Below are 24,595 nucleotides of genomic sequence, written 5' to 3'. Positions count from 1 at the left end.
ATCCACCCATGGTGGTCGCTATCGCGAAAGACAATTACCTGACGCCTCAGCACGCTTTTGCTGACAACACCTACATTCCGGCGATGAGCCCGCCACGGTATGGTCAGGACATCACCTCTGGCTGCCGCTTCCGTGCCCCCAGAGGCCAGAGCGTGGGAGACAGTCCCAGCGAACTGGCCCCCAAGATGCTGAAATTGCTCGGTATCTTTGCAGCCGGCGACAAGACGGGCATGGCCAGACGTCTGTTTGATGATTTCCTGAACACCCGCAGGACCGCTGTGGAGTACTTCGATGACGAGCGACTCAATACGGCAGTGGGCAACCACCCCAATGTCAATTCGTTCTGCAATGCAGTCGTTTCCGCACCCAACTCACCCAACAGGACCACCGGCCAAGTACGCCTTCATCAATCGCTGAAGAACGCGCAGTGGGACATCAAAAAGCTCCATATGCCGACCAACCTGGGCGTTCCCGCCTTGAACTTGGGAAGCAAGGTCTTTTCGACCCGGGATTTCAATAACGGACTGGGATTGATGATCAACGGGGTGCAGTACGTTTATGTCATCGCGACCCACTACCATTACGACAGCAATGCCAAGAAATACTGGCTGACCCTGAATTTCGTTTTCTACGACATCTTCGGCCTGGACGACGATGATCTCAGGGAATATGGAGCGGCTTCAGATTCGATCATCGCTTCGCCGGCGTCGGTCGGCATTACGGCTTGGTGGCAACTTCAGCATCAGTTCGGCCATTTCCCGTTGGTGACCCGCGCTGCCACCGTCAAAGAATATGAAATCGCTGCCGAATAATTTATTCAAAAACAATAAGGTATCGGCTTTTGCTTGTGCCTGCCTTATTCTCGGTCTTCTGCTGACTCCGGTGGCTTACATCGCCATTGGGAGTCTCAGCGGTTTTTCCGCAGCATTTTCATTGATTGCACTGCCACCACTGGCACTGAGCCTCTCTTTTTTGCTTTTTCGCTTTTTTAAAAAAAATACTGCTACCGAATCAATCAATATCCGCCATGCGATCGAATTGACTTGCTGGCTGCTGGTATTTTTGTTTTTATTCTTTGTCTCCAACTTCACACTGCTGACCACTTCAGAGCGCGTTGGATTGTTTTCCACGCTTTTTCTGGTCTGCACCATTGTTTCAATTCCGTTGCTGGCCATTCGCCCTTCTGCATTGATTCAAAGAGTGAATGCTTGGCCCCAGGCTTTGGTTATCACTGTAGGTTTAGTACTGGGTCTGCCCGCAGTCATTCTGACGGCCGCCTACCTGCTAAGCTCCGTTGCATCGCTTTGAAGATAACGCCATCCATATGAGAAGCACGCCTCCAATGCTGTTGGGGCAGCGCTTTGAACCAGAATTAATCATCAACCGGAGAATCCTGAATGAGTGCCATCGTTGATATCGTAGGTCGCGAAGTGCTGGACAGCCGCGGCAACCCCACCGTCGAATGCGACGTGCTGCTGGAATCGGGCGTGATGGGCCGCGCGGCCGTGCCCTCGGGCGCGTCCACCGGCAGCCGCGAGGCCATCGAGCTGCGCGACGGCGACAAGGGCCGCTACCTGGGCAAGGGCGTGCTCAAGGCCGTGGAGCACATCAACACCGAGATTTCCGAGGCCGTGCTGGGCCTGGACGCCTCCGAGCAGGCCTTTTTGGACAAGACCCTGATCGACCTGGACGGCACCGACAACAAGAGCCGCCTGGGCGCGAACGCCATGCTGGCGGTCTCCATGGCCGTGGCCCGCGCCGCCGCCGAAGAGTCCGGCCTGCCCCTGTACCGCTACCTGGGCGGCATGGGTGGCATCCAGTTGCCCGTGCCGATGATGAACGTCATCAACGGCGGCGCGCATGCCAACAACAGCCTGGATCTGCAGGAATTCATGATCGTCCCCGTGGGGGCGCCGAGCTTCCGTGAAGCCGTGCGCTGGGGCGCCGAGGTGTTCCATGCCCTCAAGAAGATCATCAACGACCGCGGCATGAGCACCGCCGTGGGCGACGAGGGCGGCTTCGCCCCCAGCGTCGAGAACCACGAAGCCGCGATCCAGCTCATCCTGCAGGCCATCGACGCCGCCGGCTACACCGCCGGCGAACAGATCGCCCTGGCCCTGGACTGCGCGGCCAGCGAGTTCTACAAGGACGGCCACTACGTGCTGGAAGGCGAAGGCGGCATCCGCCTGACGGCCCAGCAATGGACCGACATGCTCGCCGCGTGGGTGGACAAGTACCCCATCATCTCCATCGAAGACGGCATGGCCGAAGGCGACTGGGACGGCTGGAAGCACCTGACCGAACGCCTGGGCGAGAAGGTGCAGCTGGTGGGCGACGACCTGTTCGTCACCAACACCAAGATCCTGAAGGAAGGCATCGACAAGCGCATCGCCAACTCGATCCTCATCAAGATCAACCAGATCGGCACGCTGACCGAAACCTTCGCCGCCATCGAGATGGCCAAGCGCGCCGGCTACACGGCCGTGATCTCGCACCGTTCGGGCGAGACGGAGGACAGCACCATCGCCGACATCGCCGTGGGTACCAACGCGGGCCAGATCAAGACGGGCTCGCTGTCGCGCTCGGACCGCATCGCCAAGTACAACCAGCTGCTGCGCATCGAGGAAGACCTGGGGGACATCGCCCACTACCCCGGCCGCGCTGCGTTCTACAACCTGCGCTGACCTGAACCCACCGCCGTGGCACGGCCTTCCCTCCTCCCGCGAGGGCCGTGCCGGGGCGGTGGCCAATCCCTTCCCTGCTACCCGACCTCGCCGCCATGAGTCCCCGCATCGTTCCGCTGGTGCTGCTCCTCCTCCTCGTGGGGGTGCAGGCGCAGCTGTGGTCCGGCCGTGGCAGCGTCCACCACGTGCAGGAGATGAAGGAAAAGATCGCCGCGCAAAAACAGGCCAATGCCGAGGCGCGCCAGGCCAACGAACGCCTCACCTCCGAAGTGCACGACCTGCGTGAAGGCCTGGACATGGTCGAGGAAAAGGCGCGCAACGAACTGGGCATGGTCAAGCCCAACGAGATCTACGTGCAGGTGACCCACCGCTGAGCGGACGGGGTCCTGCAGCGTTCATTCCCACTGTCACCCCCGAGTCCCTTGGCCGCCGATCCGGTCCGCATCGCCCTGTTGGGCGCCCCCGGCACCGGGCTGGAGGCTTTGGCGCACGCGGTGGCTCGGCACCTGCAGCCGGGGCATGCCTTGGTCGATTCCTGCCCGGCGCTGCATGCAGCCGTGTCGCGTTGCCTGGAGGCACCGGTGGGCCCCTTGCAAGATGCGGCGCAGCAGGCGCTGGCAGCGCTGGCGGCGACCCATGCGGCGACGTTCCGAGCCACGCTGCTTGGCGGACTGGATGGCGCGACGCCTTCGAAAGCCTCGGGCCAGACACCGCAGCCCTCCGGACAGGAGCGGTTCGATGCCTGCCTGCGCGGGGCGCTTTCCGAGGCCGGCGTGTCCTATCGCGTGCTGTACGGCAGCGAGAACGAGCGGCTGCGGGCAGTCCTGGATGCTATTAAAAAAATAGCACCCAAGGCATATGATCCGCCGGCACCAACAGTTTTTGATCAAGAAGCGCCGGCACGGCCTGCCTGCCTTCGCGCATGGTCGTGCGAGAAGTGCAGCGACCCCGAGTGCGAGCACAAGCTGTTCACGGCGCTGCGCGGCTGATGCGGGGCCCGCGAGCCTTGCCGCCGGCGGCTATTGAACGCTGGACGGCCCCGGCAATTGCTTGCCGGGCTCGGTGAAGATCTGCGCCGCATCCACCGCGTCGTAGCGGTACTGCTGGCCGCAGAACTCACAGGCCACCTCGATGTCGCCGCGCTCGGCGAGGATGCTCTCGGCCTCTTCCACCCCCAGGCTGCGCAGCATGTTGCTGACGCGCTCGCGACTGCAGGTGCAGGCGAACCGCGGGCCGTCCACGCCCTGCTGGGGGACGAAGCGCAGCAGTTTCTCTTCCCAGAACAGGCGGCGCAGGATGGTGTCCACGTCCAGGCCCAGCAGTTCGTCGCGCGTCAGGCTGGCCGCCAGGGTGGCGATGCGGTTGTAGTCCTCGTTGTGGCCGATCTGGTCCTCGTTCTCGCGGTGGGTCAACTCGCCGGCGAGGTTGCCCTCGCCCTTGATCGGCATGCGCTGGATGAGCAGGCCGGCGGCCACCTGGTCGTCGGCGGCCAGCACCAGCGTGGTGTCCAGCTGTTCGGACTGCAGCATGTAGTGCTGCAGCACGTCGCTGAGCTTTTCGATCTTCTCGTGGTGGTCGCCATGCAGCGGCACCACGCCCTGGTAAGGCTGCCGGCCCGGCAGGCGGTCCTTCGGATCGAGCGTGATGGCGCAGCGCCCGCCGCCGCCCACGTTCACCATGTCGCTCAGGCGGGCACCGTCCGGCACTTCGCCGTTCACCGAGGCCGTGGCGCGCAGGCTGAGGTCCGACTGCACCTCGGCCACCGCCAGCTTGACGGGGCCGTCGCCGAAGACCTGCAGCACCAGCGCCCCGTTGAACTTGATGTTGGACTGCATCAGCACGCCGGCCGCGGCCATCTCGCCCAATAGCTCGCGCACGGGCGGCGGATAGGCGCCGGAGGTGGTGTTGCCGGCGCGCCGCGCGAGGATCTCGGTCCAGGCGTCGGTGAGGCGCACGATCATGCCGCGCACGGGCAGGCCATCGAAAAGAAACTTGTGGAGTTCAGACACCCTGGTTTTCCTGAAATGTTGGCGCCGCTCAAGCCAGCTTGCGCAACCCGGCTCGAAAGCGCTGGGCGTTGTCGATGTAGGTCTGCGCATTCCGGCGCAGGCCCTCGATCTGCTCGGGCGAGAGCTGGCGCACCGCCTTCGCGGGACTGCCGATGATCATGGAGCCATCGGGAAACTCCTTGCCCTCCGTCACCAGCGCGCCGGCGCCGACGAGGCAATGCCTGCCGATCTTCGCACCGTTGAGCACCACCGCGCCGATGCCGATGAGCGACTCGTCGCCCACCGTGCAGCCATGCAGCATGACCTTGTGGCCGATCGTCACGCGCTCGCCCAGCACCAGCGGCTGGCCGGGGTCGGAGTGCAGCACGCTGCCATCCTGCACATTGGTGCCGGCGCCGATGGTGATCGGCTCGTTGTCGCCGCGCAGCACGGCCCCGAACCAGATGCTGGACGACTCGCCCAGCACGACGTGGCCGATGACTTCGGCACTGTCCGCCACCCACGCCGACGGCGCGGTGCGGGGAGAAATGCCATCGAGTTCGTAAAGCGCCATCCAGGTCTCCTTTTTTTGTCAGCAGGGCCGAATCCTAGAATTGTAGGGATGGACCTTCGCCAACGTGCCCTCGAGGCCCTGTGCCTGACAGACCCCCAGGCCAAAGCCGCCGCCACCCTGGACCTGCACGCGCGTGCGGCCGACCATGGCGTGGCCGCGAACGGCCCGCAGGGCCCCATCGACCCCGCTGCCCTGCCCGGCCGCCCCGAGCGGCCCGCCCTGCTGCGCCACACCGAGGTGGCGCGCCGCTCGCCCGCCACGCCCGAGGGCCGCGCGGTGCTGATGCACGCCATCGCGCACATCGAATTCAACGCCATCAACCTCGCCCTCGACGCGGTCTGGCGCTTCGACGGCATGCCGCCGGCCTTCTACCTCGACTGGCTGCGGGTGGCGGCCGAAGAGGCCAAGCACTTCGGATTGCTGCGAGACCACCTGCGAAGCATGGGGCACGACTACGGCGATTTTCCCGCCCACCAGGGCCTGTGGACCATGTGCGAGAAGACCGCGGGTGACATCGTCGCGCGCATGGCCCTGGTGCCGCGCACGCTCGAAGCCCGCGGCCTGGACGCCACCCCGCTCATCCAGCGCAAGCTGCGGCAGGTGGGCACCGCCGACGCGCTGGCGGCCGTGGACATCCTGGACATCATCCTGCGCGAGGAGGTCGGGCATGTGGGGATTGGTAACCATTGGTATCGCTTCCTGTGCGATCGGGAAGGGCTGGACCCGCTGGCGCACTACGCCCTGCTGGTCCGGCGCTACGAGGCGCCACGCCTCAAACCGCCTTTCAACGCCGAGGCACGCCGTGCGGCGGGGTTCAGCGATGCCGAAATGGAGTGGCTGCAGCATGGCTGACCCGCCCGCGTGGGCAGCCGTTCTTTCCTACAATGCGTCCAAGCCCCGCAGCCCCTTTGCCGAAGGGACGCGGCCCCTTCACCGATCGCTTTCAGTTCGCCATCCATGCCCCACACGCCTGTCGCCGGCAATTCCCCGTCCATTGCCCCCGAGAGCAGCCCTGCCGGCGCCATGATCGCCCGCCAGGCGATCATGAACGGGCAGCAGGCCGTGGTGGGCTATGAACTCTTCAACCGTTCGCGCTCCGGCCATGGCCATACGGCGGCGACGGACGTGTTCCTGGTGTTCACCGCGCTGTCGCACGCCGGCAGCGAGGAGCTGGTGGGCAAGAAGCTCATCTTCGTCAACTGCACGCACGAGAGCCTGTCCGGCGGCCACCTGGAGCTGGTCGATCCCGACAAGGTCGTGCTGGAGATTCCGCCCCTGGGCCACGCGGCCGCCGAAGAGGTGAGCACGCGGCTGCCGATCCTGTCGGGCCTGCGCGAACGGGGCTTCCACCTGGCCTTCAACCACACGGTGCTGGAATCGGCCTATGCGCCGTGGCTGCCGCTGGCCGACTACATCAAGCTCGACCTGTCCGTGCTGGCGCCCGACCAGCTGGCCGTGCTCATCAAATACGCGGGGCGGCACTCCAAGGCCGAGTTGATCGCCGAGAAGGTGGAGACGGCCAAGCAGTACGACATGGCCTCCAGCAAGGGCGTGCAGCTGTTCCAGGGGTATTGGTTCTCCCGCCCCTCCCTGGTGGAGGCCAAGCTGCTCACCCCGGCGCAAAGCAGCATCATCCAGCTCATCAACCTCGTGCGCCAGCAGGCCAGCACGGACGAGATCGAGGAAGTGCTGAAGAAGGACGCGGGCCTGGCCTTCAACCTGATGCGGCTCATCAATTCTTCGGGTTTCGGACTCTCGCGCGAAATCACCTCGTTCCGGCAGGCCGTGATGCTCATGGGGCTCAAGAAGCTGTTCCGCTGGGCCGCGCTGCTGCTCACCGCCTCGCGCGCAGGCGGCATCTCCGCCGCCGTCGGCCACACGGCCGTGGTGCGCGGGCGGCTGATGGAGCTGCTGGCCCTGGAAACCATGTCGCAGGAAGACGCCGATCAGGCCTTCGTGGTGGGCATCTTCTCGATGCTCGACCGCATGCTGAGCATGCCGATGGAGTCCGCCGTGGGGCTGCTGCACGTGCCCGGTACCGTGTCGGAGGCCCTGCTGCACCGCGCCGGCACCCTGGGCGAACTGCTGCGGCTGGCCGAAGCCTGTGAATCCAGCGACGACGCCGCCTTCGATCAGGCCGCCAGTTCGCTGCAGCTGTCCAGCCAACAGATCAACATGGCCCATTTGCAGGCCCTGGCCTGGGCGGACCAGTTGACGGAATGAGCCCCAGAGTGGGCGACAGCGTACGGCTCTGGTGGTAAGGTCACCGAATTCATCCCACTCACTGACGCAGACCCTCCATGTCGAGCAACTCAGACAACGTACCGGCTTTCGAGAACACCGCCCCGCAAGGGGAAGACGAGGACTCGAGCAACCTGGCGATCATTGCGCGCCAGGCGATCGTGGATGAGCAGCGTGCCGTTTTCGGCTACGAGCTGTTCGACCGTTCCACCGCCTCCGATGCCCACACCGCAGCCAGCGATGCCGCCCTGCTCTTCAATGCCCTGTCGTATGCGGGCACCGAGGCCCTGGTGGGCAAGAAGACGGTGTTCATCAACTGCACGCACGAAAGCCTGGCCGGCGGCCACCTCGAACTGATCCACCCCGAAAAGGTGGTGCTGGAAGTGCCGCCCTTGGCCGACGGCGCCACGGCCGAGGAGATCGAAGGGCGCGTGTCCACGCTCGAAGGCCTGCGCACGCGGGGCTTTCGCCTCGCCTTCAACCAGAACGTCCTGCGCCGCACCTATGCCAGCTGGCTGCCGCTGGCGGCCTTCGTCAAGCTGGACATGCAGGCGTTCCGGGCCGAACTGGCCGAGCCCCTGGTGAAGTTCGCGCGCGCCAACTCCAAGGCCACGCTGGTGGCCGAAAAGGTCGAGACCGCCGAGCAGCACGAGCGCATGTCCGCCCTGGGCGTGAAGCTGTTCCAGGGCTACTGGTTCGCCCAGCCCGCGCTGGTGAAGGCCCAGACCATCCGGCCTTCGCAGGCGACCATCATCCAGCTCATCAACCTGGTGCGAAAGCAGGCCAGCACGGCGGAGATCGAGGAGCTGCTCAAGAAGGACCCCACGCTGTCCTTCAACCTGCTGCGGTTCATCAACTCGTCGGGCTTCGGGCTGTCGTGCGAGGTCACCTCGTTCCGGCACGCCGTCATGATCCTGGGGCTCAAGAAGCTGTTCCGCTGGGCGGCGCTGCTCATGACCACCTCGCGCGCTGGCGGCTCTCCGCCCGCCGTGGGCCAGACCGCCGTGGTGCGCGGCCGCCTCATGGAATTGCTCGCCGCCGAACTGCTGCCGCCCGAGGAATGCGACAACGCCTTCGTGGTCGGCGTGTTCTCGCTGCTGGACACCATGCTGGGCGTTCCGCTGGAAAAGGCGCTCGACTCCGTCGCCCTGCCCCAGCCCGTGATCGATGCGCTGCTGCACAACACCGGCGTGTTCGCGCCGTTCCTCGAACTCACCAAGGCGTGCGAAAGCGGCGACGAGGTAGCGTTCGCCCGCTCGGCCGATGCGCTGCACCTGTCCAACCGGCAGGTGAACTGGGCCCACTTGCAGGCGCTGACCTGGGCGGAAAGCCTGGGCGAGTGAGCGGCAAGGCCCCCGGTCGGTCCAGGCCGGGCCGGGGCTGGTTCCACGTTCTAACCAGCGTGTAACAGTGGGCTTTCACCCCGTTGCCTGCGCCGAAACTCCGCAGGAGAACAGCGCACTTCGCGTTTGAAGAATTTGGTGAAGTGGGTCGCCTCGTCAAAGCCCAGCCTGTCGGCAATGGCGCCAATGGGCAAGTCCGTGTGCACCAGCAGCCGCTTGGCTTCGAGATTGATCCGTGCTGCGATCCACCCTTTGGCGGTCATCCCTGTAGCGGCAGCCAAAGACCGGCCCAGACTCTTTTCTGTATAGCCGAGGTGGCTGGCGTAATCGGCCACCTGGTGCCAATTCGCAAAGCGCTCTTCAACCAGCGCCTGAAACCGTTGGAAGCGCTGTGACGCGGCGGAAACCGGCGGCTCATACAACGGCCGCTGCTTTCCTTTCAGAAGGCTCAATCGTGCCAGCAGGGCGTGAAGTTGATGGCGCAGCAGAGCGTGGACGTGATCGAGGGAAGCCTCGAGGTGCGCGTCCTCGTACATCTGCTGAATCGAGCGACTCACCGTTCTCAACTGATCCTGGTCCAGAAGCAGCTTTTCCGGCAACCCGACCCGATCCGACACGAGCGCGGGGTCGCCGGATGCAGCAGTTACGGGCATCGCAAACTCCGAACGGAACAGGACGATCCAACCCTCCCAGTCTTCATCGCTCCCGAGGTTATGGGCCTGCCCTGGTCGAAGAGTCAGAAACGTTCCTTGTTCGCAGGCAAACGGCTGGAAATCCACCCATTGAACGCACTCTCCTTGCGTGATGCACACCAGCATGAAAAAGTCGTAGCGATGGGTCGTTTGCACTTTTTCCTTGCCGCCGCGGCGCCATAGATCACCCGCCGGATAGACCTCCAGATCGAGCCGGTAGGGCGCCGTGGGGTCGTACTTCAGCCGCGGGATACCCGCATTGACCATTCCTTTCGGAACACTCGCCACCTTCGGCATCACTTGTCTGGCCTTTTGCATGAATGTCCAAAAAATACCATTTATTGTCCCAATATCATCGGGCAATAGGCCTTATTTTGTCCAACAATCACCATTCATATCTTATTGAAAGGTGATTTTTCATGACTGGCATCGACATTTCCAAGGCCTATATTCACGCGGTCCAGACGGGCGATCAGACGGCATTGAGCCGACTGATTTCTCCCGATGTGATCTGGCACCAGCCAGGCAATCATCAGTTTTCCGGAACGCATCGCGGCATGGCGCAAGTCGGTCCGATGCTGGGCAAGATGATGGAAATCTCCAAAGGCACCTTCACGATCACCCACGCCAGTCACTACATGGCCAATGGCGACTGGGTTGCCGTGACGCTGGAGTTCGCTGGCGAGGCCAACGGCGTCAAGATGAAGCAGCCGGGGGTCGATCTGATCCGCATCGAGAACAGCCAGATCGCCGAAGTTCGTCTCTTCTCCAGCGATCCAGCTCAAGAAGACTTGTTCTGGGGACGCGGCACGGAGAATGAACCAGAAAGCGCCGTTCGCGATCCTTCTACCGGCCCGCGTGCAGCTGCGTAGCGGAGTGAGCGTCGCGCATGCTCAGCCAAACGAGCCCGCCACCTCCTGCTGACACTCGCATCAGTTCATCTGAATGCCCGCCGCGCGGATGATGCGTGCGTTGTTCTGCGACTCTTCGGCGATCTGCCGCACAAAGTCGGCCGCCTTGCCCCCTTGGGGCACGTTGTCGGTGGCTTCGAGCCGGGCGCGCAAGTCAGGCAACGCCAGGGCCCGGTTGATCTCGGCATTCAAACGCTCCAGGATCGGAGCCGGCGTGCGCGCCGGCGCGAACACGCCGAACAGCGAACTCACGTTGGCGGCTGGAATGCCCAGTTCGGCCAGGGTGGGCACGTCGGGCAAGGTGTCGAGCCGGGCGGGTGAACCCACGGCCAGCGCGCGCAGCTTGCCGGCCTGGATGTGCTGCATCACCGCGGGCCCGGCATTGGTGGACAGCACTTCGAACTGCCCGCTGAGCGCATCGTTGAGCTGCTGGCCACCGCCCTTGTAAGGCACATGCGTGATCTTCGCCTGGGTGGACTGCATGATCTGCTCCAGCATGATGTGCCCGAGCGACGCCAGCCCCGAGGTGGCCCAGCGCACCGCCCCTGGCTGCGCCTTCGCGGTGGCGAGCAACTGGCGGAAATCCTTGGCCTGGCTGGCGGGCGTGCCCAGCAGCAGCACGGGCGAGACCATCACGCTGGCCACCGGCGCGATGTCTTTGGCCGGATCGAACGGCGATTTGCCCAGGTGCGGGTTCAGCACCAGCGGGCTGATGGACGAAAAGCCCAGCGTGTAGCCGTCCGGCGCTGCCTTGGCCACGGCATCCATGCCGATGGAGCCGCCCGCTCCTGCCTTGTTGTCCACCACCACCGAAGTGCCCAGCTGGGCCGACAGCTTGTCGCCCAGGGCCCGGGCGACCACGTCGCTCACCCCGCCGGCGGGATAGGCCACGACGATGCGGATGGGGCGGGACGGCCAGGCGGCTGCCTGCTGGGCATGGGCAGCGAACGGCAACGTCGAGAGCCAGGAACAGCTGGCAGCCAGCATCCATTGCCGGCGGGAAAGATCGGTCATGCGAAGACTCCGGGTGCGCAAAAGGAAACCGCGATTGTCCGCGCCCTGCAGGGCCTTCCATCGGTTCCCCGGTGCCGGCCTATCCGCGGGGGTGGTGCTGCGCGTGCAGGGCCTTGAGCCGCTCCCGCGCCACGTGGGTGTAGATGGTGGTGGTGGAGATGTCCGCATGCCCCAGCAGCAGCTGCACCACGCGCAGGTCGGCCCCGTGGTTGAGCAGGTGCGTGGCGAAGGCATGGCGCAGCGTGTGCGGCGACAGCGGCACGGTGATGCCCGCCGCATGCGCCTGCTTTTTCACGATGACCCAGAACATCGCCCGAGTCATGCCCGCGCCGCGCTGCGTCACGAAAAGATCATCGGTCTGCTGCCCGCCCAGGATGGCCGCGCGCGCCTCGCCCAGGTAGCGCTCCAGCCATGCCGCCGCCTCGTCGCCGAAGGGCACCAGCCGCTCCTTGCCGCCCTTGCCCATCACCCGCAGCACGCCTTCGCGCAGGCCCAGCTGGAAGGTCTTGAGCGTGACCAGCTCAGTCACGCGCAACCCGCTGGCGTACATCAGCTCCAGCATGGCGCGGTCCCGCAGCCCCAACGGGTGGCCGGTGTCCGGGGCGCGCAGCAAGGCCTCCACATGGGCTTGCGAGAGCGTCTTCGGCACGCGCAGCGGCTGGCGCGCAGCCTGCAGCCGCACGGTGGGGTCGGCCACGATGCGCCGCTCGCGCAGGGCCCAGTGGAAATAGCGGCGCAGAACGGTCAGGCGCCGATTGGCCGAGGTGGCCCGGGTCTGCGCATGGCGCGCCGCGAAGTAGCCCTGCAGGTGGTGTTCCTGCGTGCCGTCGATGGCCAGCGCAGACGGCTGCTCCGCCAGCCACTGCGCATACAGCGTCATGTCGCGCCGGTAGGCCGCCAGGGTGTTGCGCGAGAGGCCGTCCTCCAGCCACAGCGCGTCGATGAAGGTGTCGATGGAGGTCTGGCTTTCGGGCAGCATCGCAAAACCATAGCACGATAGAAAAGGCCCGCGGGCGGTGCCGGCGGGCCTGGTCAGAGAACGCTGCGGAGCGCTGGCTCAGTCGAGCGACAGCTTCTGCTTTTGCACCACGGTCTTGTAGACCTCGAACTCGGCCTTGATCTGCTCGGCGAACTGCTCGGGCGTGTTGCCGATGATGATCGAGCCGGTGTCCTCGATGCGCTTGCGCACGGCCGGATCTTCCAGCGCCTTGCGCACGCCGGCGTTGATCTTGTCCACCACGTCCTTGGGCAGGTTCTTGGGGCCCAGGATGCCGTAGTACGCCATGCGGTTCACCGGCTCCAGGCCCACTTCCTTGAAGGTGGGCACATTGGGCAGCGCGGCCACGCGCTGGGGCGCGGCGACCACGATGGGCACCAGGCGGCCATCCTTGATGAAGGCCAGCGCCGAAGGCAGGTTGTCGAAGATCATCGGCACCTGGCCGGCCACCGTATCGTTCAAGGCCGGGCCCGCGCCGCGGTAGGGAATGTGCGTGACGAAGGTATCGGTCAGGCTCTTGTACAGCTCCATCTGCAGATGGCCGATGCCACCCGTGCCGGACGACGAGTACGAATACTTGCCCGGCACCTTTTTGATCTCGGCGGCGAAGCTCTTGTAGTCCTTGGCTGGAAAGCTGGGGTTCACCGCAATGATGTTGGGCGTCGCGGCGATGTTGATGATCGGCGTGAAGTCCGTCAGCGGGTTGTAGGGCGTCTTGGGGTTGATCGCCGGATTGGCCGCCGTGGTGGACACGGTGGCGATACCCAGGGCATAACCGTCCGGCGTCGCCTTGGCCGTCTCGGCCGCGCCGACCACGCCACCACCACCCGCCCGGTTGTCCACGATCACGGGCTGGCCCAGCGCGCGCGACAGCGGATCGGAGATCACGCGGGCGATGATGTCGGTCGTTCCCCCCGGAGCAAAGGGCACCACCAGCCGGATCGGTTTGGTGGGATAGCTCTGGGCCATGGCACTGCCCGCGGCCACGAGGACGGCCAGACCCAGCCAGTTTCGGCGCTGCATAGAAGTCTCCTTGTACTGCTTGAACACGATGAAAACGATGGTGTGCATCCTAATCGCTGACGCGCGCCGATCGTGGTCCGCATGGCAGTCCACAGTGAGGGATTTCCCGCACGCGCAAGGGCGGTTCCCGTTGGCAGGAGAAGGGTTCAGTGCCGTCGTTGAGGGGGTGGCGTTGCTCCTTGCAAGTGAGGGGGAAAGGCTGGGCGGACCGTGGATGGAAGACGGTCCGGCATCACACCATCGCGTCCCAGATCAGCTTGACGCCGACCAGCATCGTGCCTGCCAGGAAGACGGTTTTCATGCGCTCGGGCGACAGCACCCGGGCCACCCAGGCGCCCATCACACCGCCCAGGGCGCAGCCGATGAAGAGCGGAATGCCCCACTGGAAATCGACCGCGCCATGGGTGATGAACGTCGTCACGGACGAGCCCACCACGAGCAGGTTGAGGCGCGTCATCACCGAGGCACTGTCGGAAAACGACAGGCCGAAAAAATGCATCAGCGCAAAGATGAGAAAGGTGCCGAAGCCCGCGCCGAAAAAGCCCGAATACACGCACAGCGCGAACACCGTGGCGATGCCGGCCAGCGGCAGACGTGCGGCCGGCGCCGGGGTGGCGGTGCGTGCGGAAAAATCCGTCCGGTAGGTGATCCACAGCACCACGGCCATCATGGCGGCGACGATGATGCGCAGCACCCGGTCATCGACCCCGGTGACGATCAGCGAGCCCATCACGGACCCCGCCACCGCCAGGGGCCAGAGCACCCAGGGAATGCGCACCGGGGCCGCCACGGCCCGGCGGTGGGCCAGCGTACCCGTGAAGAACGAGCCCACGAGCGCAAATTTCACGGTGGCGATGGCCGCGGCGGCGGAATGCCCCATCAGCAGCAGCAACGGCACACCGATGGTGACGCCCCCTCCGACCGTCACGGCCACGCCACCCACAACGAGCCCCATCAGGGCCATTGCGCAGAGCATCACCATGCGAGGGACAACTCGTCGTTGCTGAGCACGTCGATCGCGCGGCGCGACAGCGCATCCGCAGCCAATCCCCTGGCGCCACCACCGCCACTGCCGCCGCTTCCTCCGCCCTGCGGCTGCGTCATGTAGCGCCGCAGCACGGCCATGCGCAGCGGCACGCCGTACGCGGCCTGCAGGAAATACTTGTTTTGCGGGGTCGGGTCCACATCGGTGTCCAGCTCGTCCGTGCGGGGCAGGCAATGCATCACCGCCAGCCACGGTGGCGCCCTGGCCAGCAGCGCGCGGTGCACGCGGCATTTGTCCAGCTGGCGCTGGTACAGCGCAGCGTCGCTGAACATCTCGCGCTGCACGCGCACGACGTACAGCAGATCGACATGGCCCAGCATGGCCTGCACCGAATCGTGCAGATGGATGGGGCGCCGCGCCGCGGCGGCGAGGTCGGCCGGCAAAGGGCTGCCGTCGTCGGCTTCGCTGGCGGCATCGACGGCATGCAGTTCGACGTCTCGGAACTGCCCGAGGCCGACCAGCAGTGACTTCACCGCACGCGAGTAGCGCAGGCCGCCCACCAGCCCCACGCGCAGCCCATCGAGGGTGTCGAAATGCTCGCGCGCAGTGTACAGGTCGATCAGGGTCTGGGTAGGGTGCCGCGCGAGCCCTTCGCCGGCATTGATCAAAGGCACGTCGAGGGTGGCCTTGATCTGTTCCATCACGCCATGGTCGGCGTGCCGCGCGACCAGCGCGTCGGAGTAGTAGCCCGCCATGCGGGTGGTATCGAGTAGGCTTTCGCCCAGGGGTTGGCGGGTGCTGTGCATGTCGCAAACGCTCAGCACGCGCGCGCCGAGGCGGTAGGCCGCGGATTCGAAACTCAGCCGCGTGCGCGTGCTGGGCTGGCAAAACAGGGTGAAGACGATCTTTCCGGCCAGCGCATTTCCGAACTCTCCGGGAAACCGCCGAATGTCGTCGGCATCGGAAAACAGCGTCTCGATTTCGCTGCGCGAAAGGTCTTCGATGGATATCAGGTTTTTTGAGGCCATGCGCCATCAATCATTGCAGCCGACAAACACAAGGCGCTATCGGTGCGCCAATGCGCACCGATAGCAGCTTGCTCCTCCCTCCCGGCTTTTATTCAAGTCTCTGGAGTTTTTGCACAGGATGAATATTGACGGCATTCAATCCATAAGTGAAGATTTGCCGTCTTATACAAAACATAAGCTAAGCCTATGGAACGTACCTTGGATCTCGATCAATTACGGACCTTCGCGCTGGTGCTGGAATTGGGGAGTTTTTCTGCTGCGGCGCAACGGCTGGGGGTGACCCAACCCGCGGTGAGCCTGCAGGTGAGAAATCTGGAGCGCCGCCTGTCGGTGCGCCTCATCGAGCGGGTGGGCCGCCGCGTGGGCCCCACTTCCGCCGGCGCGGATCTGCTGGCCCATGTGCCGCATGTGACGGCCGCCGTGGCCAATGCCGTGAGCGCTGCCACCTTCCACTCGGCCGGGGTGACGGGGCGCGTGCGGCTGGGCACGGGCCTGACCTCGTGCCTGTACCTGCTGCCACCCATCCTGCAGGACCTGCGCAAGCGCTTTCCGTCGCTCAGCATCCTCGTGAGCACGGGCAACACGGAGGACTACGTGCGCCGCATCGAGGACAACTCGATCGATGCCGCCATCGTCACGCTGCCCATCGTTTCGCGCGCGGTCGCCGTGGTCCCGATCCTGGAGGACGAGCTCATGGCCATCTGCCGCCGGGGCACCTGCCACTGGCCGCGGGCGGTCACCGCGCAGATGATGAACCAGCACCCGCTGGTGAAGTTCGAGACCGGCAGCAGCACGCGCGGGATCGTGGACGACTGGCTGAGCGCCGGCGGCACCTTGCCCACGCCCGCGCCCGTCATGGAGTTCGACAGCGTGGAGGCCATCAAGGCGATGGTGGCAGCGGGCCTGGGCTGCGGCATCCTGCCGCGCATGGCGCTGTCGGGCCACAGCCGCCGCCATGAAGACCTCGAACTGCGGCCGCTGGACCCGCCCCTGTACCGCACCCAGGCCCTCATCACCCGTCATGACAAGCCCATGAACCGGGGGCTGCAGAAGGTGATCGAGGCCATCGTCGAGGGCGGCAGGGCCGCGGCGCGGCCCGGTCCCTGAGGCGTCACCCACGCCCGGCCCCGGCGGCCATCGGGGCGGGCCGCGCGGTATCCTGCGGGCCGTGAATTACGCGCAGCTCCTCCTCCCCGACTTTGCCCTCATCCTGTGCGGTTACCTGGTCTGCCGCTACACGGCCCTCAACCGCACCGTGTGGCAACCGGTGGAAAGCCTGGTGTACTACCTGCTCTTTCCCATCCTGCTGTTCCAGTCCATCGTCAAAAGCCCGATCCAGATCGGCGAGGCCTCGGGGCTGATCGGTGCCGGCGTGGCGACGGGCCTGGTCGGCATCGCACTGGCCTACAGCCTGCCGCGGCTGCCCGGCCTGCGTGGCCGCATCGACCCGCGCGACCACGCGGCCAGCGCGCAGGTGGCGTTCCGCTTCAATTCCTTCATGGGCCTGGCGCTGGCCGAACGGCTGGCGGGCCCGCAGGGCCTGCTGCTCATCGCCGTGCTGATCGGCGTGTGCGTGCCGCTGTTCAACGTGGCCGCGGTGTGGCCTATGGCGCGCGCGGGCCAGCACGGTTTTTTCAAGGAGCTGCTGCGCAACCCGCTGATCGTGGCCACCGGATCGGGGCTGGCGGCCAACCTGCTGGGCTTTCACATCCCCGTGTGGATGGAGCCCACGGTGAGCCGCATCAGCGCGGCGTCGCTCGCGCTCGGACTCATGGCAGCCGGCGCAGGCATGCAGTTCGGCCTGCTCACGCGCGGAAAGCTGCTGTCGGCATCGGTGCTGGCGATCCGCCACCTGGTGCAGCCGGTGATCGCGTTCGGCATGGCGCGGCTGCTGCGGCTGGACGCAGTGCAGACCACGGTGCTGATGGCCTTCTCCGCCCTGCCCACCGCATCCACCTGCTACGTGCTCGCGGCCCGCATGGGCTACAACGGGCCCTACGTGGCCGGGCTGGTGACGCTGTCCACGGTGCTGGGGGTGATCAGCCTGCCCTTCGCGCTCGCTGTGCTGCGCTGACAAACCCATGCGGCCCACGGGCCGCTCACCACACGCCGGCCCAGTGCAGGAGCGCGGCCATCGCCGGCATGAGCAGCGCCGTGGCGATGCCGTTGAGCGCCATGGCCAGCGCGGCGAACGAGCCGGCAGTGGCGTTGGTCTGCAACTCGCGCGCCGTGCCGATGGCATGCGCCGTCAGCCCCACGGCGAAGCCGCGCACCATCGGGTCGCCATCGAGCCGCAGCGCGCGCAGCAGCGGGCCGGCCATCACCGCGCCGGCGATGCCGGTGACCGCCACGGCCACCGCCGCCAGCGATGAGATACCGCCCAGCCGCTCGGCCACGGCAGTCGCGATGGGAATGGTGGCCGACTTGGGCGCGAGCGACATCAGCGTCTGCATCGACCCGCCCAGCGCCCACGCCACGAGCACGGCCGACCCGATGGCGGCCACCGATCCGGCGAGCAGCGCGATCGCCACGGGCCGCCAGATCTGCCGGATCCGGCCCAGTTGCCCGTACAGCGGCACCGCCAGCGCCACCGTGGCCGGGCCGATGAAGAAATGGATCAGTTGCACACCCTCGAAGTACACCGGGTACGGCACGCCGAGCGCCAGCAGCACGCACACGATGCCCACCACGGCCGTGAGCACGGGCAGCAGGAACGGGTTGTGCCCGCTGCGCCGGTACAGCCACAGCGCCGCGAGGTAGGCCAGCAGCGTGAGCGTGAGCCAGGTCAGCGGGGAGCGCTCCAGCGCGCTCAGTGCCGCCAGGCCGGTAGAGGAGTCCGTCATGCGGGCGCCCTCATGCCGGCGGACCCGCGCGCCGACCGCGCGCCAGCAGCCAATGCAGGGTGAGCGCCGTCACGGCCATCGTCACCGCCGCACCGACGATGCAGGCGATGAGGAAGGGCTTCCACTCGTCCGCCACCCGGCCGAAGTGCACCATCACGCCGGTGACGGTGGGGATGAACAGCAGCATCATGTGCTGCAGCAGGGTGGACGCGGTGGTGGCCAGCGCTTCGGGCACGCGCCGCCGCCAGGCCAGCCAGGCCAGCAGCCAGAGCATGCCGACCAGGGCGCCCGGCAACGGCCAGCCCGTCAGGCGCACCGTGGCCTCTCCGAGCAACTGGAAGGCGATGAGAAGGCACAGGGCTTGGATCATGGGCAGGCCGGTATTGTCGGCCAGCCGCAGCCCGCCCGCACCCGGGCGTTTTGCCGCAGGTGAATGCTATTTATTTAATAGCAAAATGCCCTAGTACTTATTGCGCTGGAGGCCGTTTTTGCTCCAAAGCCCAGGCGACGTGCTCCCGCACCAGGGCGCTGGCGTCGGCGGCGCGGGACTGCAGCGCGGCTTCGATGCCGGCGTCGCCCGTGGCATGCAGGGCATTGCCCAGCGCCACGGCCACGTTGCGCAGCCACCGTTCGTGGCCGATGCGGCGGATGGGGCCGCCTTCCGTCATGCGCAGGAAGGTGGGCTCATCCCAGGCGAACAGGTGCGCGAGCTGCTGCCCGCCCAGGCCGGGCCGTGCGTCGAAATCGGGCAGCCCGCTGACCTGCGCGAACTTGTTCCAGGGGCAGATGAGCTGGCAATCGTCGCAGCCGTAGATGCGGTTGCCCATCGGGCGGCGCAGTTCGACGGGAATCGGCCCCGCATGTTCGATGGTGAGGTAAGAGATGCAACGCCGGGCGTCCACCCGGTGCGGCGCGACGATGGCCTGCGTGGGGCACACGTCGATGCACGCCTGGCAACTGCCGCAATGCGCGGTCACGGGCGCGCTGGGCTCGAGCGGCATGTCCACATAGATCTCGCCCAGAAAGAACATGGAGCCCGCCTCGCGGTTGAGCACCAGCGTGTGCTTGCCGCGCCAGCCCTGCCCGCTGCGGCTGGCCAACTCCGCCTCCAGCACGGGCGCCGAATCGGTGAACACCCGGTGCCCGACCGGCCCCACGGCCTCGCCGATGCGGTCGGCCAGCTTCTGCAGCCGCTGGCGCAGCACCTTGTGGTAGTCGCGCCCCCGGGCGTACACCGAGACGATGCCTTCGGATGGGCGCTCCAGCCGCGCAAACTCCACGGCCTGCCAGCCGGGGCCGGCGCCCGGCGCGCCGTGCGCCGGCCCGGCTGGCGTGTCGCGCGGCAGGTAGTCCATGCGCGCGGTGATCACGCTCACGGTGCCGGGCACGAGTTCAGCGGGCCGGGCGCGGCGCAGGCCGTGGGTTTGCATGTAATGCATGTCGCCATGGAACCCTTGCGCCAGCCACTGCATCAACCCCGGTTCTGCGGACGACAAATCCACACCGGCCACGCCGATTTGGGAGAATCCCAATTCGCGGGCCCAGCCTTGCATTTGAGGAACGAGTTGACTGCTGCTGAACATCACCCCCGGATTGTAGAAAGCCCCCCCGCGGACACGCCCATCGCTCTGCGCTGGGAGAGCGAGGAAGACACCGCCGCCTTCGCCGCCCGGCTGGCCGCCCAAGCGCCGATCGCCAATGCCTTCATCACCTTGCACGGCGATCTGGGCGCCGGCAAGACCACGCTGGTGCGCCACCTGCTGCGTGCGCTCGGCGTGCAGGGCCGCATCAAGAGCCCGACCTATGCCGTGGTGGAGCCGCACGAGGCACCGGGGCTGTCCATCTGGCACTTCGACTTCTACCGCTTCAACGACCCGCGCGAGTGGGAAGACGCGGGCTTTCGCGACATCTTCGCGGGGCCGGGACTCAAGATCGCGGAATGGCCCGAAAAGGCTGCCGCGCTCATCCCCGTTGAAGACCTTGCTATACACATTGAAGCAGGGGATGATGGCGAGCGGCACGTCACCCTGCAGGCCCGCACCGCATCGGGCCGCACCCTTGCACAAGGATCGAAGGCATGAGCGAAGCGCCACCTCCCCATCCACCCAGCCGGCGGTCGCTGCTTCAGGCCGGCACGCTGGTGCTGCTGCTGGGCACGCAGCAGATCGCACGCGGTGCCAGCATCCTGGCCGTGCGCGTCTGGCCGGCGCAGGACTATTCCCGCGTCACCATCGAATCCGACCGCCAGCTGGTGGCCAAGCAATTTTTCGTGACCACACCGCCCCGCCTGGCAGTGGACATCGAAGGCATCGACCTGAACCCCGAGTTGCGCGAACTGGTGGCCAAGGTGAAGGCGGACGACCCCAACATCGCCGGCATCCGCGTGGGCCAGAACGCGCCCAACGTGGTGCGGCTGGTGCTGGACCTCAAGCGGCCCGCCCTGCCCCAGGTGTTCACGCTGCCGCCGATCGCGGCCTACCAGCACCGGCTGGTGTTCGACCTGTACCCGGCCGAGCCCGAAGACCCGCTGGAGGCCCTCATCGCCGAGCGCCTGCGCGAAGTGCCGCCGACCGCGCCCCTGCCCAACGTCGCCGCCGCCAAACCCGGCACGGCGGGCGATCCGCTGGGTGAGCTGATCGCCCAGCAGATCCAGCGCCCCGGCGCGCCGCCCCCGCCGGTGGGCCTGCCCGCCCCGGCCGCGCCCGCCGCGCCACCGCCGGCCGTGGCAGCGGCCGCTGCCGCTCCCACCCCGCCGCACGCCCCATCGCCGGCACCGGCCGCGCCCGCCATCGCGAAGGCGACCGACCGGCTCATCATCGTGGCGCTGGACCCCGGCCATGGCGGTGAAGACCCCGGCGCCACCGGCCCCGGCGGCACGCGCGAGAAGGACATCGTGCTCAAGGTGGCGCACCTGCTGCGCGACCGCATCAACGCCACCACGGTCGGCGGCAACCCGATGCGGGCCTTCCTGACCCGCGACGCCGACTATTTCGTGCCGCTGGGCGTGCGGGTGGACAAGGCCCGGCGCGTGCAGGCCGACCTGTTCGTGAGCATCCACGCCGACGCCTTCACCACGCCCGCGGCGCGCGGCGCCAGTGTGTTCGCGCTGAGCCAGGGCGGCGCCTCCAGCTCGGCCGCGCGCTGGCTGGCCAACAAGGAAAACCAGTCCGACCTCATCGGCGGCCTGAACGTCCGCGTGCAGGACCGGCACGTGCAAAGCGCCCTGCTGGACATGAGCACCACGGCGCAGATCAACGACAGCCTGAAGCTCGGCAGCGTGCTGCTGGGCGAGATCGGCAGCATGGCCAAACTGCACAAGCCGCGCGTGGAGCAGGCCGGCTTTGCCGTGCTCAAGGCGCCGGACATTCCGAGCGTTCTCGTGGAAACCGCCTTCATCAGCAACCCCGAGGAAGAGGCCAAGCTGCGCACCGCAGCCTACCAGCAGCAATTGGCCGACGCGCTGATGCGAGGGATCACGCGATACTTCGCCAAAAACCCGCCGCTGGCACGCAGCCGGTCCGTCTGACGGCTCGGCGGGCCTGCGAGCGTGACCTGAAACCACGAGGAGAACCCCATGGCCCTGCACCACGCACGTTCCGGAGAAGTCGTCAGCCTGAGCCCGCTGGGCGACCGGCTGGCGGGCGCCGCCACCACCGCCATCATCAAGGCCGCCCAGCTGGAAGTGATCCGCGTCGTGCTGGCGGCCGGCAAGGATTTGCGCCAGCACGACACGCCCGGCGAGATCACCGTGCAGTGCCTGGAGGGCGAGGCGGAATTCCACACCGCCGGCGGGGCGCGCCTGCTGCGCCCGGGCGACTTCGTGCACCTGCAGCCCCGTGCTGCGCATTCGCTGCGCGCGGTGAGCGATGCCTCGCTTCTCGTGACCATCTGCCTGGCCCCGGGCTGATCGGCAGCGCCGCGGTCAGGTGGGGCACCTCCTACAGCAGGCGGCCTCGCCTGCCTACACCGCAGGCGCGGTGCCGGGGCGATAGTGCAGGCATGGGTTGGGACAGGCAAATGCAGCGGTTTGAACGGATCGCTGCCCTGTCCGGATCCCATGCCCTCACAGATACCAGGAGCCAAGTCATGAACTACCGCCATCTCGTTTCCGCCGCCGCTGTCGCAGCCGCACTCGGCCTCGTCGGCTGCTCTTCCAACCCCACCAATGCACAGATCGGTACCGGCGTAGGCGCCGTGGCCGGCGGCGTGTTGGGCAGTGCCGTCGGTGGCACCACCGCGACCGTGATCGGTGCCGGTGCCGGCGCGCTGGTCGGCCACGAACTCGGTGAAGACCGCGATCAACGCCGCCGCTGATCTCACGGGGATGGTTTAACTCCCATTCTTCCGATCACAAAACGCCTGCAGGGCCCCGGTGCCCTGCGGGCGTTTTTGCGTGGGTGCCAGGCGGAGCGCCTCTCAAAGCACGGATGCAAAACGGTAAAGCGTCTCGCCACTAACCGATACGGTTTAGTACATTTAAAGCGCGTGGGTGCAGCTAACATTCTTGGCTTGTTCCACTCTGCAGAATGCATTCCATGCGCCCGTCGTCCCTGGCCTCCGCCAACGAACCTCTTTCGCCCGAGCCTGCGCTGAGCCGCCGCCGTGCCGCGCTGCAACTGATGGCCATACCCGCCGCCATCGCTTCGGGCAGTGCCCTGGCGAACGGCACGGCGGATGCGGCGAGCGCTGCAGCCAAGAAGCGATTCACCACATCGCAAGGCTGCCACCTGCACTACCAGGATCTTGGCCGGGGCCCGGTCGTGCTGCTCGGGCACAGCTACCTGTGGGATTCTTCGATGTGGACGCCCCAGATCCAGGCGTTGTCGCGCCACTTCCGGGTCATCGCGCCCGACCTGTGGGGCCACGGCGCGTCGGGGCCGCTGCCCGCCGACACGCAGGACCTGAAAGGCCTGGCGGCGCAGATGCTGGAACTGCTCGACGCCCTGCACGTCCGCGAATGCGCCGTGGTCGGCCTCTCGGTCGGCGGCATGTGGGGGGCGGAGTTGGCGCTGAAGGCGCCGGAGCGGGTTCGCAGCCTCGTGATGATGGACACCTACCTCGGGGCCGAGCCCGAGGCCACGCGCCTGCGTTACTTCGGCCTGCTCGATGCGATCGAGGCCGGCGGGCAGATCACCCAGCCGCTGGTGGATGCCATCGTGCCGATCTTCTTTCGGCCCGGCACCGATCCCTCGAGCCCCCGCCCCGCCGCGTTCGGCCGCAGCCTGGCGGCGATGGCGCCCGATCGATTGCGTCAATCGGTGGTGCCGCTGGGCCGCATCATCTTCGGCCGCGCCGATGCGATGGACCGGCTGGCTGCGCTCCGCCCCCAGACCACGCTGCTCATGTGCGGCGACGAGGACATTCCCCGCCCGCCGCACGAGATGCACGCCATGGCCGAGGTGATCGGCTGCGATGCCGTGGTGATTCCCGAGGCCGGCCACATTTCGAACCTGGACAACCCGGAGTTCGTCACCCGCCAGCTGCTGCAGTGGCTGGACCGCACGATGCGCTGACAGCGCATTCGCTCGGGCATCCGGAGAGCAGGGGGGCGCGGTGCCCCCGGCTCCCGCTCATGCCGTTTTCTGGCGGCCGGCGCGCCAGCCGCCGTAGAGCGCGATCAGGCCCGGCACCAGGATCAGCGCCCAGATGATCTTGTCCAGATTGGCCTGCACCCACGGGAAGTTGCCGAAGAAGTAGCCCGCCGTGCAGATGCCCAGCACCCACAGCAGCGCACCGCCCACGTTGAACGCCGTGAACTTCGCCCGGCCCATCTCGGCCACGCCGGCCACGAAGGGCGCGAAGGTGCGGATGAAGGGCATGAAGCGCGCCAGCACGATGGTGACGCCGCCGTAGCGTTCGTAGAAGTCGTGCGCCTGCTGGAACGCGCGCCGGTTGAACCAGCGCGAATCGGGCCACTGGAACACCTTGGGCCCGAAATAGCGCCCGATGGTGTAGTTGCACTGGTCCCCGAGGATGGCCGCCGCGATCAGCACGGCGCAGGCCAGCGGAAAGTTCATGAGCCCCGCACCGCACAGCGCACCGACGATGAACAGCAGCGAATCGCCGGGCAGGAACGGCATCACCACCACCCCCGTCTCGACGAAGACGATGAGGAACAGCAACGCATACACCCACGGGCCGTAGGCGCTGACGAAGGCCGCCAGGTGCTTGTCCACGTGCAGGATGAAGTCGATCAGGAACTGGATGATTTCCAAGGGCGGACCTTCTGAGGAAAGTGGGATGGCGGGATTGCCAATGCGGCGCGTACTCTA

Annotated in this window: 28 protein-coding genes; 16 read left to right on the top strand and 12 right to left on the bottom strand. The window is 66.5% G+C overall.

Annotated features, from left to right (window positions below; all coding sequences use genetic code 11):
- Positions 1-8: 8 nt before the first annotated feature.
- From AVKW3434_RS12040 to AVKW3434_RS12020, 5 genes are all read left to right on the top strand, one after another.
- The gene (locus AVKW3434_RS12040; RefSeq protein ID WP_284406025.1) at positions 9-812 is read left to right on the top strand and encodes a hypothetical protein; all 804 of its coding nucleotides are present in this window, start codon (positions 9-11) and stop codon (positions 810-812) included.
- Positions 793-1,308 carry a hypothetical protein gene (locus tag AVKW3434_RS12035; RefSeq protein ID WP_284406024.1) on the top strand — a complete coding sequence of 172 codons (516 nt, stop codon included), beginning with the start codon at positions 793-795 and terminating at the stop codon, positions 1,306-1,308. The genes AVKW3434_RS12040 and AVKW3434_RS12035 overlap by 20 nt, the downstream gene beginning before the upstream one ends.
- Positions 1,309-1,397: 89 nt before the next feature.
- Entirely contained in the window at positions 1,398-2,684 is a 1,287-nt protein-coding gene (gene eno, locus AVKW3434_RS12030; RefSeq protein ID WP_272568051.1) for a phosphopyruvate hydratase, read from the top strand.
- A 95-nt stretch (positions 2,685-2,779) separates the two neighbouring features.
- Complete coding sequence (locus AVKW3434_RS12025; RefSeq protein ID WP_272551727.1) at positions 2,780-3,058, top strand: septum formation initiator family protein; 279 nt, start codon at positions 2,780-2,782, stop codon at positions 3,056-3,058.
- A gap of 48 nt (positions 3,059-3,106) precedes the next feature.
- The gene (locus AVKW3434_RS12020; RefSeq protein ID WP_284406023.1) at positions 3,107-3,673 is read left to right on the top strand and encodes a hypothetical protein; all 567 of its coding nucleotides are present in this window, start codon (positions 3,107-3,109) and stop codon (positions 3,671-3,673) included.
- 30 nt (positions 3,674-3,703) lie between these two features.
- Here the strand turns inward: AVKW3434_RS12020 and hslO are convergent, their stop codons facing one another.
- On the bottom strand, positions 3,704-4,693 hold the full coding sequence (gene hslO, locus AVKW3434_RS12015; RefSeq protein ID WP_272568048.1) for an Hsp33 family molecular chaperone HslO: 990 nt from the start codon (positions 4,691-4,693) through the stop codon (positions 3,704-3,706).
- A gap of 28 nt (positions 4,694-4,721) precedes the next feature.
- Complete coding sequence (locus AVKW3434_RS12010; protein WP_272568047.1) at positions 4,722-5,246, bottom strand: gamma carbonic anhydrase family protein; 525 nt, start codon at positions 5,244-5,246, stop codon at positions 4,722-4,724.
- Positions 5,247-5,294: 48 nt separating this feature from the next.
- Here AVKW3434_RS12010 and AVKW3434_RS12005 point away from each other — a divergent pair, with 48 nt between their 5' ends.
- From AVKW3434_RS12005 to AVKW3434_RS11995, 3 genes are all read left to right on the top strand, one after another.
- Positions 5,295-6,098 (top strand): ferritin-like domain-containing protein, encoded by an 804-nt coding sequence (locus tag AVKW3434_RS12005; RefSeq protein ID WP_284406022.1) that lies wholly within the window; start codon positions 5,295-5,297, stop codon positions 6,096-6,098.
- Between the two features lie 105 nt (positions 6,099-6,203).
- Entirely contained in the window at positions 6,204-7,469 is a 1,266-nt protein-coding gene (locus tag AVKW3434_RS12000; RefSeq protein ID WP_284406021.1) for an EAL and HDOD domain-containing protein, read from the top strand.
- Positions 7,470-7,546: 77 nt separating this feature from the next.
- On the top strand, positions 7,547-8,830 hold the full coding sequence (locus AVKW3434_RS11995) for an EAL and HDOD domain-containing protein (protein WP_284395463.1): 1,284 nt from the start codon (positions 7,547-7,549) through the stop codon (positions 8,828-8,830).
- A gap of 50 nt (positions 8,831-8,880) precedes the next feature.
- Here AVKW3434_RS11995 and AVKW3434_RS11990 read toward each other — a convergent pair whose 3' ends face one another.
- Positions 8,881-9,840, bottom strand: a complete 960-nt coding sequence (locus AVKW3434_RS11990; RefSeq protein ID WP_284406020.1) for an AraC family transcriptional regulator — start codon at positions 9,838-9,840, stop codon at positions 8,881-8,883.
- Between the two features lie 101 nt (positions 9,841-9,941).
- On the opposite strand from AVKW3434_RS11990, the gene AVKW3434_RS11985 reads away from it, so the two are divergent.
- Positions 9,942-10,394 (top strand): nuclear transport factor 2 family protein, encoded by a 453-nt coding sequence (locus AVKW3434_RS11985; RefSeq protein WP_284406019.1) that lies wholly within the window; start codon positions 9,942-9,944, stop codon positions 10,392-10,394.
- Positions 10,395-10,454: 60 nt separating this feature from the next.
- Here the strand turns inward: AVKW3434_RS11985 and AVKW3434_RS11980 are convergent, their stop codons facing one another.
- From AVKW3434_RS11980 to pyrB, 5 genes are all read right to left on the bottom strand, one after another.
- On the bottom strand, positions 10,455-11,447 hold the full coding sequence (locus AVKW3434_RS11980) for a Bug family tripartite tricarboxylate transporter substrate binding protein (RefSeq protein ID WP_284406018.1): 993 nt from the start codon (positions 11,445-11,447) through the stop codon (positions 10,455-10,457).
- A gap of 79 nt (positions 11,448-11,526) precedes the next feature.
- Positions 11,527-12,426 (bottom strand): site-specific tyrosine recombinase XerD, encoded by a 900-nt coding sequence (gene xerD, locus AVKW3434_RS11975; protein WP_284406017.1) that lies wholly within the window; start codon positions 12,424-12,426, stop codon positions 11,527-11,529.
- A gap of 78 nt (positions 12,427-12,504) precedes the next feature.
- The gene (locus tag AVKW3434_RS11970) at positions 12,505-13,467 is read right to left on the bottom strand and encodes a tripartite tricarboxylate transporter substrate binding protein BugE (protein WP_284406109.1); all 963 of its coding nucleotides are present in this window, start codon (positions 13,465-13,467) and stop codon (positions 12,505-12,507) included.
- A 232-nt stretch (positions 13,468-13,699) separates the two neighbouring features.
- On the bottom strand, positions 13,700-14,449 hold the full coding sequence (locus tag AVKW3434_RS11965; RefSeq protein WP_284406016.1) for a sulfite exporter TauE/SafE family protein: 750 nt from the start codon (positions 14,447-14,449) through the stop codon (positions 13,700-13,702).
- A complete protein-coding gene (pyrB, locus tag AVKW3434_RS11960; RefSeq protein ID WP_284406015.1) occupies positions 14,443-15,480 on the bottom strand; it encodes an aspartate carbamoyltransferase in 1,038 nt (345 codons plus the stop codon). Before pyrB ends, AVKW3434_RS11965 begins: the two co-directional genes overlap by 7 nt.
- A 186-nt stretch (positions 15,481-15,666) precedes the next feature.
- Between pyrB and AVKW3434_RS11955 the strand changes: the two genes are divergently transcribed.
- Entirely contained in the window at positions 15,667-16,587 is a 921-nt protein-coding gene (locus AVKW3434_RS11955) for a LysR family transcriptional regulator (protein ID WP_284406014.1), read from the top strand.
- Between the two features lie 61 nt (positions 16,588-16,648).
- Positions 16,649-17,554, top strand: coding sequence for an AEC family transporter (locus AVKW3434_RS11950; RefSeq protein WP_284406013.1), 906 nt, complete (start codon positions 16,649-16,651; stop codon positions 17,552-17,554).
- Between the two features lie 25 nt (positions 17,555-17,579).
- Here AVKW3434_RS11950 and AVKW3434_RS11945 read toward each other — a convergent pair whose 3' ends face one another.
- From AVKW3434_RS11945 to queG, 3 genes are all read right to left on the bottom strand, one after another.
- Positions 17,580-18,323 (bottom strand): LrgB family protein, encoded by a 744-nt coding sequence (locus tag AVKW3434_RS11945; RefSeq protein WP_284406012.1) that lies wholly within the window; start codon positions 18,321-18,323, stop codon positions 17,580-17,582.
- Between the two features lie 10 nt (positions 18,324-18,333).
- Positions 18,334-18,693, bottom strand: coding sequence for a CidA/LrgA family protein (locus AVKW3434_RS11940; protein ID WP_284406011.1), 360 nt, complete (start codon positions 18,691-18,693; stop codon positions 18,334-18,336).
- A gap of 97 nt (positions 18,694-18,790) precedes the next feature.
- Positions 18,791-19,876, bottom strand: coding sequence for a tRNA epoxyqueuosine(34) reductase QueG (gene queG / locus AVKW3434_RS11935; RefSeq protein WP_284406010.1), 1,086 nt, complete (start codon positions 19,874-19,876; stop codon positions 18,791-18,793).
- Between the two features lie 12 nt (positions 19,877-19,888).
- Between queG and tsaE the strand changes: the two genes are divergently transcribed.
- From tsaE to AVKW3434_RS11910, 5 genes are all read left to right on the top strand, one after another.
- Positions 19,889-20,404, top strand: a complete 516-nt coding sequence (tsaE, locus tag AVKW3434_RS11930) for a tRNA (adenosine(37)-N6)-threonylcarbamoyltransferase complex ATPase subunit type 1 TsaE (protein WP_284406009.1) — start codon at positions 19,889-19,891, stop codon at positions 20,402-20,404.
- Positions 20,401-21,849: an N-acetylmuramoyl-L-alanine amidase gene (locus AVKW3434_RS11925; RefSeq protein WP_284406008.1), complete on the top strand. Its 1,449-nt coding sequence runs from the start codon at positions 20,401-20,403 to the stop codon at positions 21,847-21,849. Before tsaE ends, AVKW3434_RS11925 begins: the two co-directional genes overlap by 4 nt.
- A gap of 48 nt (positions 21,850-21,897) precedes the next feature.
- Positions 21,898-22,230, top strand: a complete 333-nt coding sequence (locus AVKW3434_RS11920) for a cupin domain-containing protein (protein ID WP_284406007.1) — start codon at positions 21,898-21,900, stop codon at positions 22,228-22,230.
- 179 nt (positions 22,231-22,409) lie between these two features.
- Positions 22,410-22,637 carry a YMGG-like glycine zipper-containing protein gene (locus AVKW3434_RS11915; protein WP_272551696.1) on the top strand — a complete coding sequence of 76 codons (228 nt, stop codon included), beginning with the start codon at positions 22,410-22,412 and terminating at the stop codon, positions 22,635-22,637.
- A 221-nt stretch (positions 22,638-22,858) separates the two neighbouring features.
- Positions 22,859-23,836 (top strand): alpha/beta fold hydrolase, encoded by a 978-nt coding sequence (locus tag AVKW3434_RS11910; RefSeq protein ID WP_284406006.1) that lies wholly within the window; start codon positions 22,859-22,861, stop codon positions 23,834-23,836.
- Between the two features lie 57 nt (positions 23,837-23,893).
- On the opposite strand, the gene AVKW3434_RS11905 is transcribed toward AVKW3434_RS11910, so the two are convergent.
- The gene (locus tag AVKW3434_RS11905; RefSeq protein WP_272568021.1) at positions 23,894-24,538 is read right to left on the bottom strand and encodes a DedA family protein; all 645 of its coding nucleotides are present in this window, start codon (positions 24,536-24,538) and stop codon (positions 23,894-23,896) included.
- Positions 24,539-24,595 lie beyond the last annotated feature (57 nt).

The organism is Acidovorax sp. SUPP3434 (assembly GCF_030159015.1).
Classification (GTDB): Bacteria; Pseudomonadota; Gammaproteobacteria; order Burkholderiales; family Burkholderiaceae_C; genus Paracidovorax.
The sequence above is the reverse complement of the archived record's forward strand: the minus strand, read 5'-3'. Positions and strand labels throughout refer to the sequence as shown.

Bases quoted from the DNA above. Each gene is read 5' to 3' on its own strand.
- AVKW3434_RS11995 (WP_284395463.1), top strand. From the start codon at position 7,547: ATGTCGAGCAACTCAGACAACGTACCGGCTTTCGAGAACACCGCCCCG.
- AVKW3434_RS12025 (WP_272551727.1), top strand. From the start codon at position 2,780: ATGAGTCCCCGCATCGTTCCGCTGGTGCTGCTCCTCCTCCTCGTGGGG.
- eno (WP_272568051.1), top strand. From the start codon at position 1,398: ATGAGTGCCATCGTTGATATCGTAGGTCGCGAAGTGCTGGACAGCCGC.
- AVKW3434_RS11915 (WP_272551696.1), top strand. From the start codon at position 22,410: ATGAACTACCGCCATCTCGTTTCCGCCGCCGCTGTCGCAGCCGCACTC.
- AVKW3434_RS11985 (WP_284406019.1), top strand. From the start codon at position 9,942: ATGACTGGCATCGACATTTCCAAGGCCTATATTCACGCGGTCCAGACG.
- AVKW3434_RS11980 (WP_284406018.1), bottom strand. From the start codon at position 11,447: ATGACCGATCTTTCCCGCCGGCAATGGATGCTGGCTGCCAGCTGTTCC.
- AVKW3434_RS11920 (WP_284406007.1), top strand. From the start codon at position 21,898: ATGGCCCTGCACCACGCACGTTCCGGAGAAGTCGTCAGCCTGAGCCCG.
- AVKW3434_RS12000 (WP_284406021.1), top strand. From the start codon at position 6,204: ATGCCCCACACGCCTGTCGCCGGCAATTCCCCGTCCATTGCCCCCGAG.
- AVKW3434_RS11955 (WP_284406014.1), top strand. From the start codon at position 15,667: ATGGAACGTACCTTGGATCTCGATCAATTACGGACCTTCGCGCTGGTG.
- queG (WP_284406010.1), bottom strand. From the start codon at position 19,876: ATGCAAGGCTGGGCCCGCGAATTGGGATTCTCCCAAATCGGCGTGGCC.
- AVKW3434_RS11910 (WP_284406006.1), top strand. From the start codon at position 22,859: ATGCGCCCGTCGTCCCTGGCCTCCGCCAACGAACCTCTTTCGCCCGAG.
- AVKW3434_RS11970 (WP_284406109.1), bottom strand. From the start codon at position 13,467: ATGCAGCGCCGAAACTGGCTGGGTCTGGCCGTCCTCGTGGCCGCGGGC.
- AVKW3434_RS11925 (WP_284406008.1), top strand. From the start codon at position 20,401: ATGAGCGAAGCGCCACCTCCCCATCCACCCAGCCGGCGGTCGCTGCTT.
- AVKW3434_RS11945 (WP_284406012.1), bottom strand. From the start codon at position 18,323: ATGACGGACTCCTCTACCGGCCTGGCGGCACTGAGCGCGCTGGAGCGC.
- AVKW3434_RS11940 (WP_284406011.1), bottom strand. From the start codon at position 18,693: ATGATCCAAGCCCTGTGCCTTCTCATCGCCTTCCAGTTGCTCGGAGAG.
- AVKW3434_RS12010 (WP_272568047.1), bottom strand. From the start codon at position 5,246: ATGGCGCTTTACGAACTCGATGGCATTTCTCCCCGCACCGCGCCGTCG.
- AVKW3434_RS11990 (WP_284406020.1), bottom strand. From the start codon at position 9,840: ATGCAAAAGGCCAGACAAGTGATGCCGAAGGTGGCGAGTGTTCCGAAA.
- xerD (WP_284406017.1), bottom strand. From the start codon at position 12,426: ATGCTGCCCGAAAGCCAGACCTCCATCGACACCTTCATCGACGCGCTG.
- AVKW3434_RS12035 (WP_284406024.1), top strand. From the start codon at position 793: ATGAAATCGCTGCCGAATAATTTATTCAAAAACAATAAGGTATCGGCT.
- AVKW3434_RS12005 (WP_284406022.1), top strand. From the start codon at position 5,295: ATGGACCTTCGCCAACGTGCCCTCGAGGCCCTGTGCCTGACAGACCCC.
- AVKW3434_RS11965 (WP_284406016.1), bottom strand. From the start codon at position 14,449: ATGGTGATGCTCTGCGCAATGGCCCTGATGGGGCTCGTTGTGGGTGGC.
- pyrB (WP_284406015.1), bottom strand. From the start codon at position 15,480: ATGGCCTCAAAAAACCTGATATCCATCGAAGACCTTTCGCGCAGCGAA.
- AVKW3434_RS12040 (WP_284406025.1), top strand. From the start codon at position 9: ATGGTGGTCGCTATCGCGAAAGACAATTACCTGACGCCTCAGCACGCT.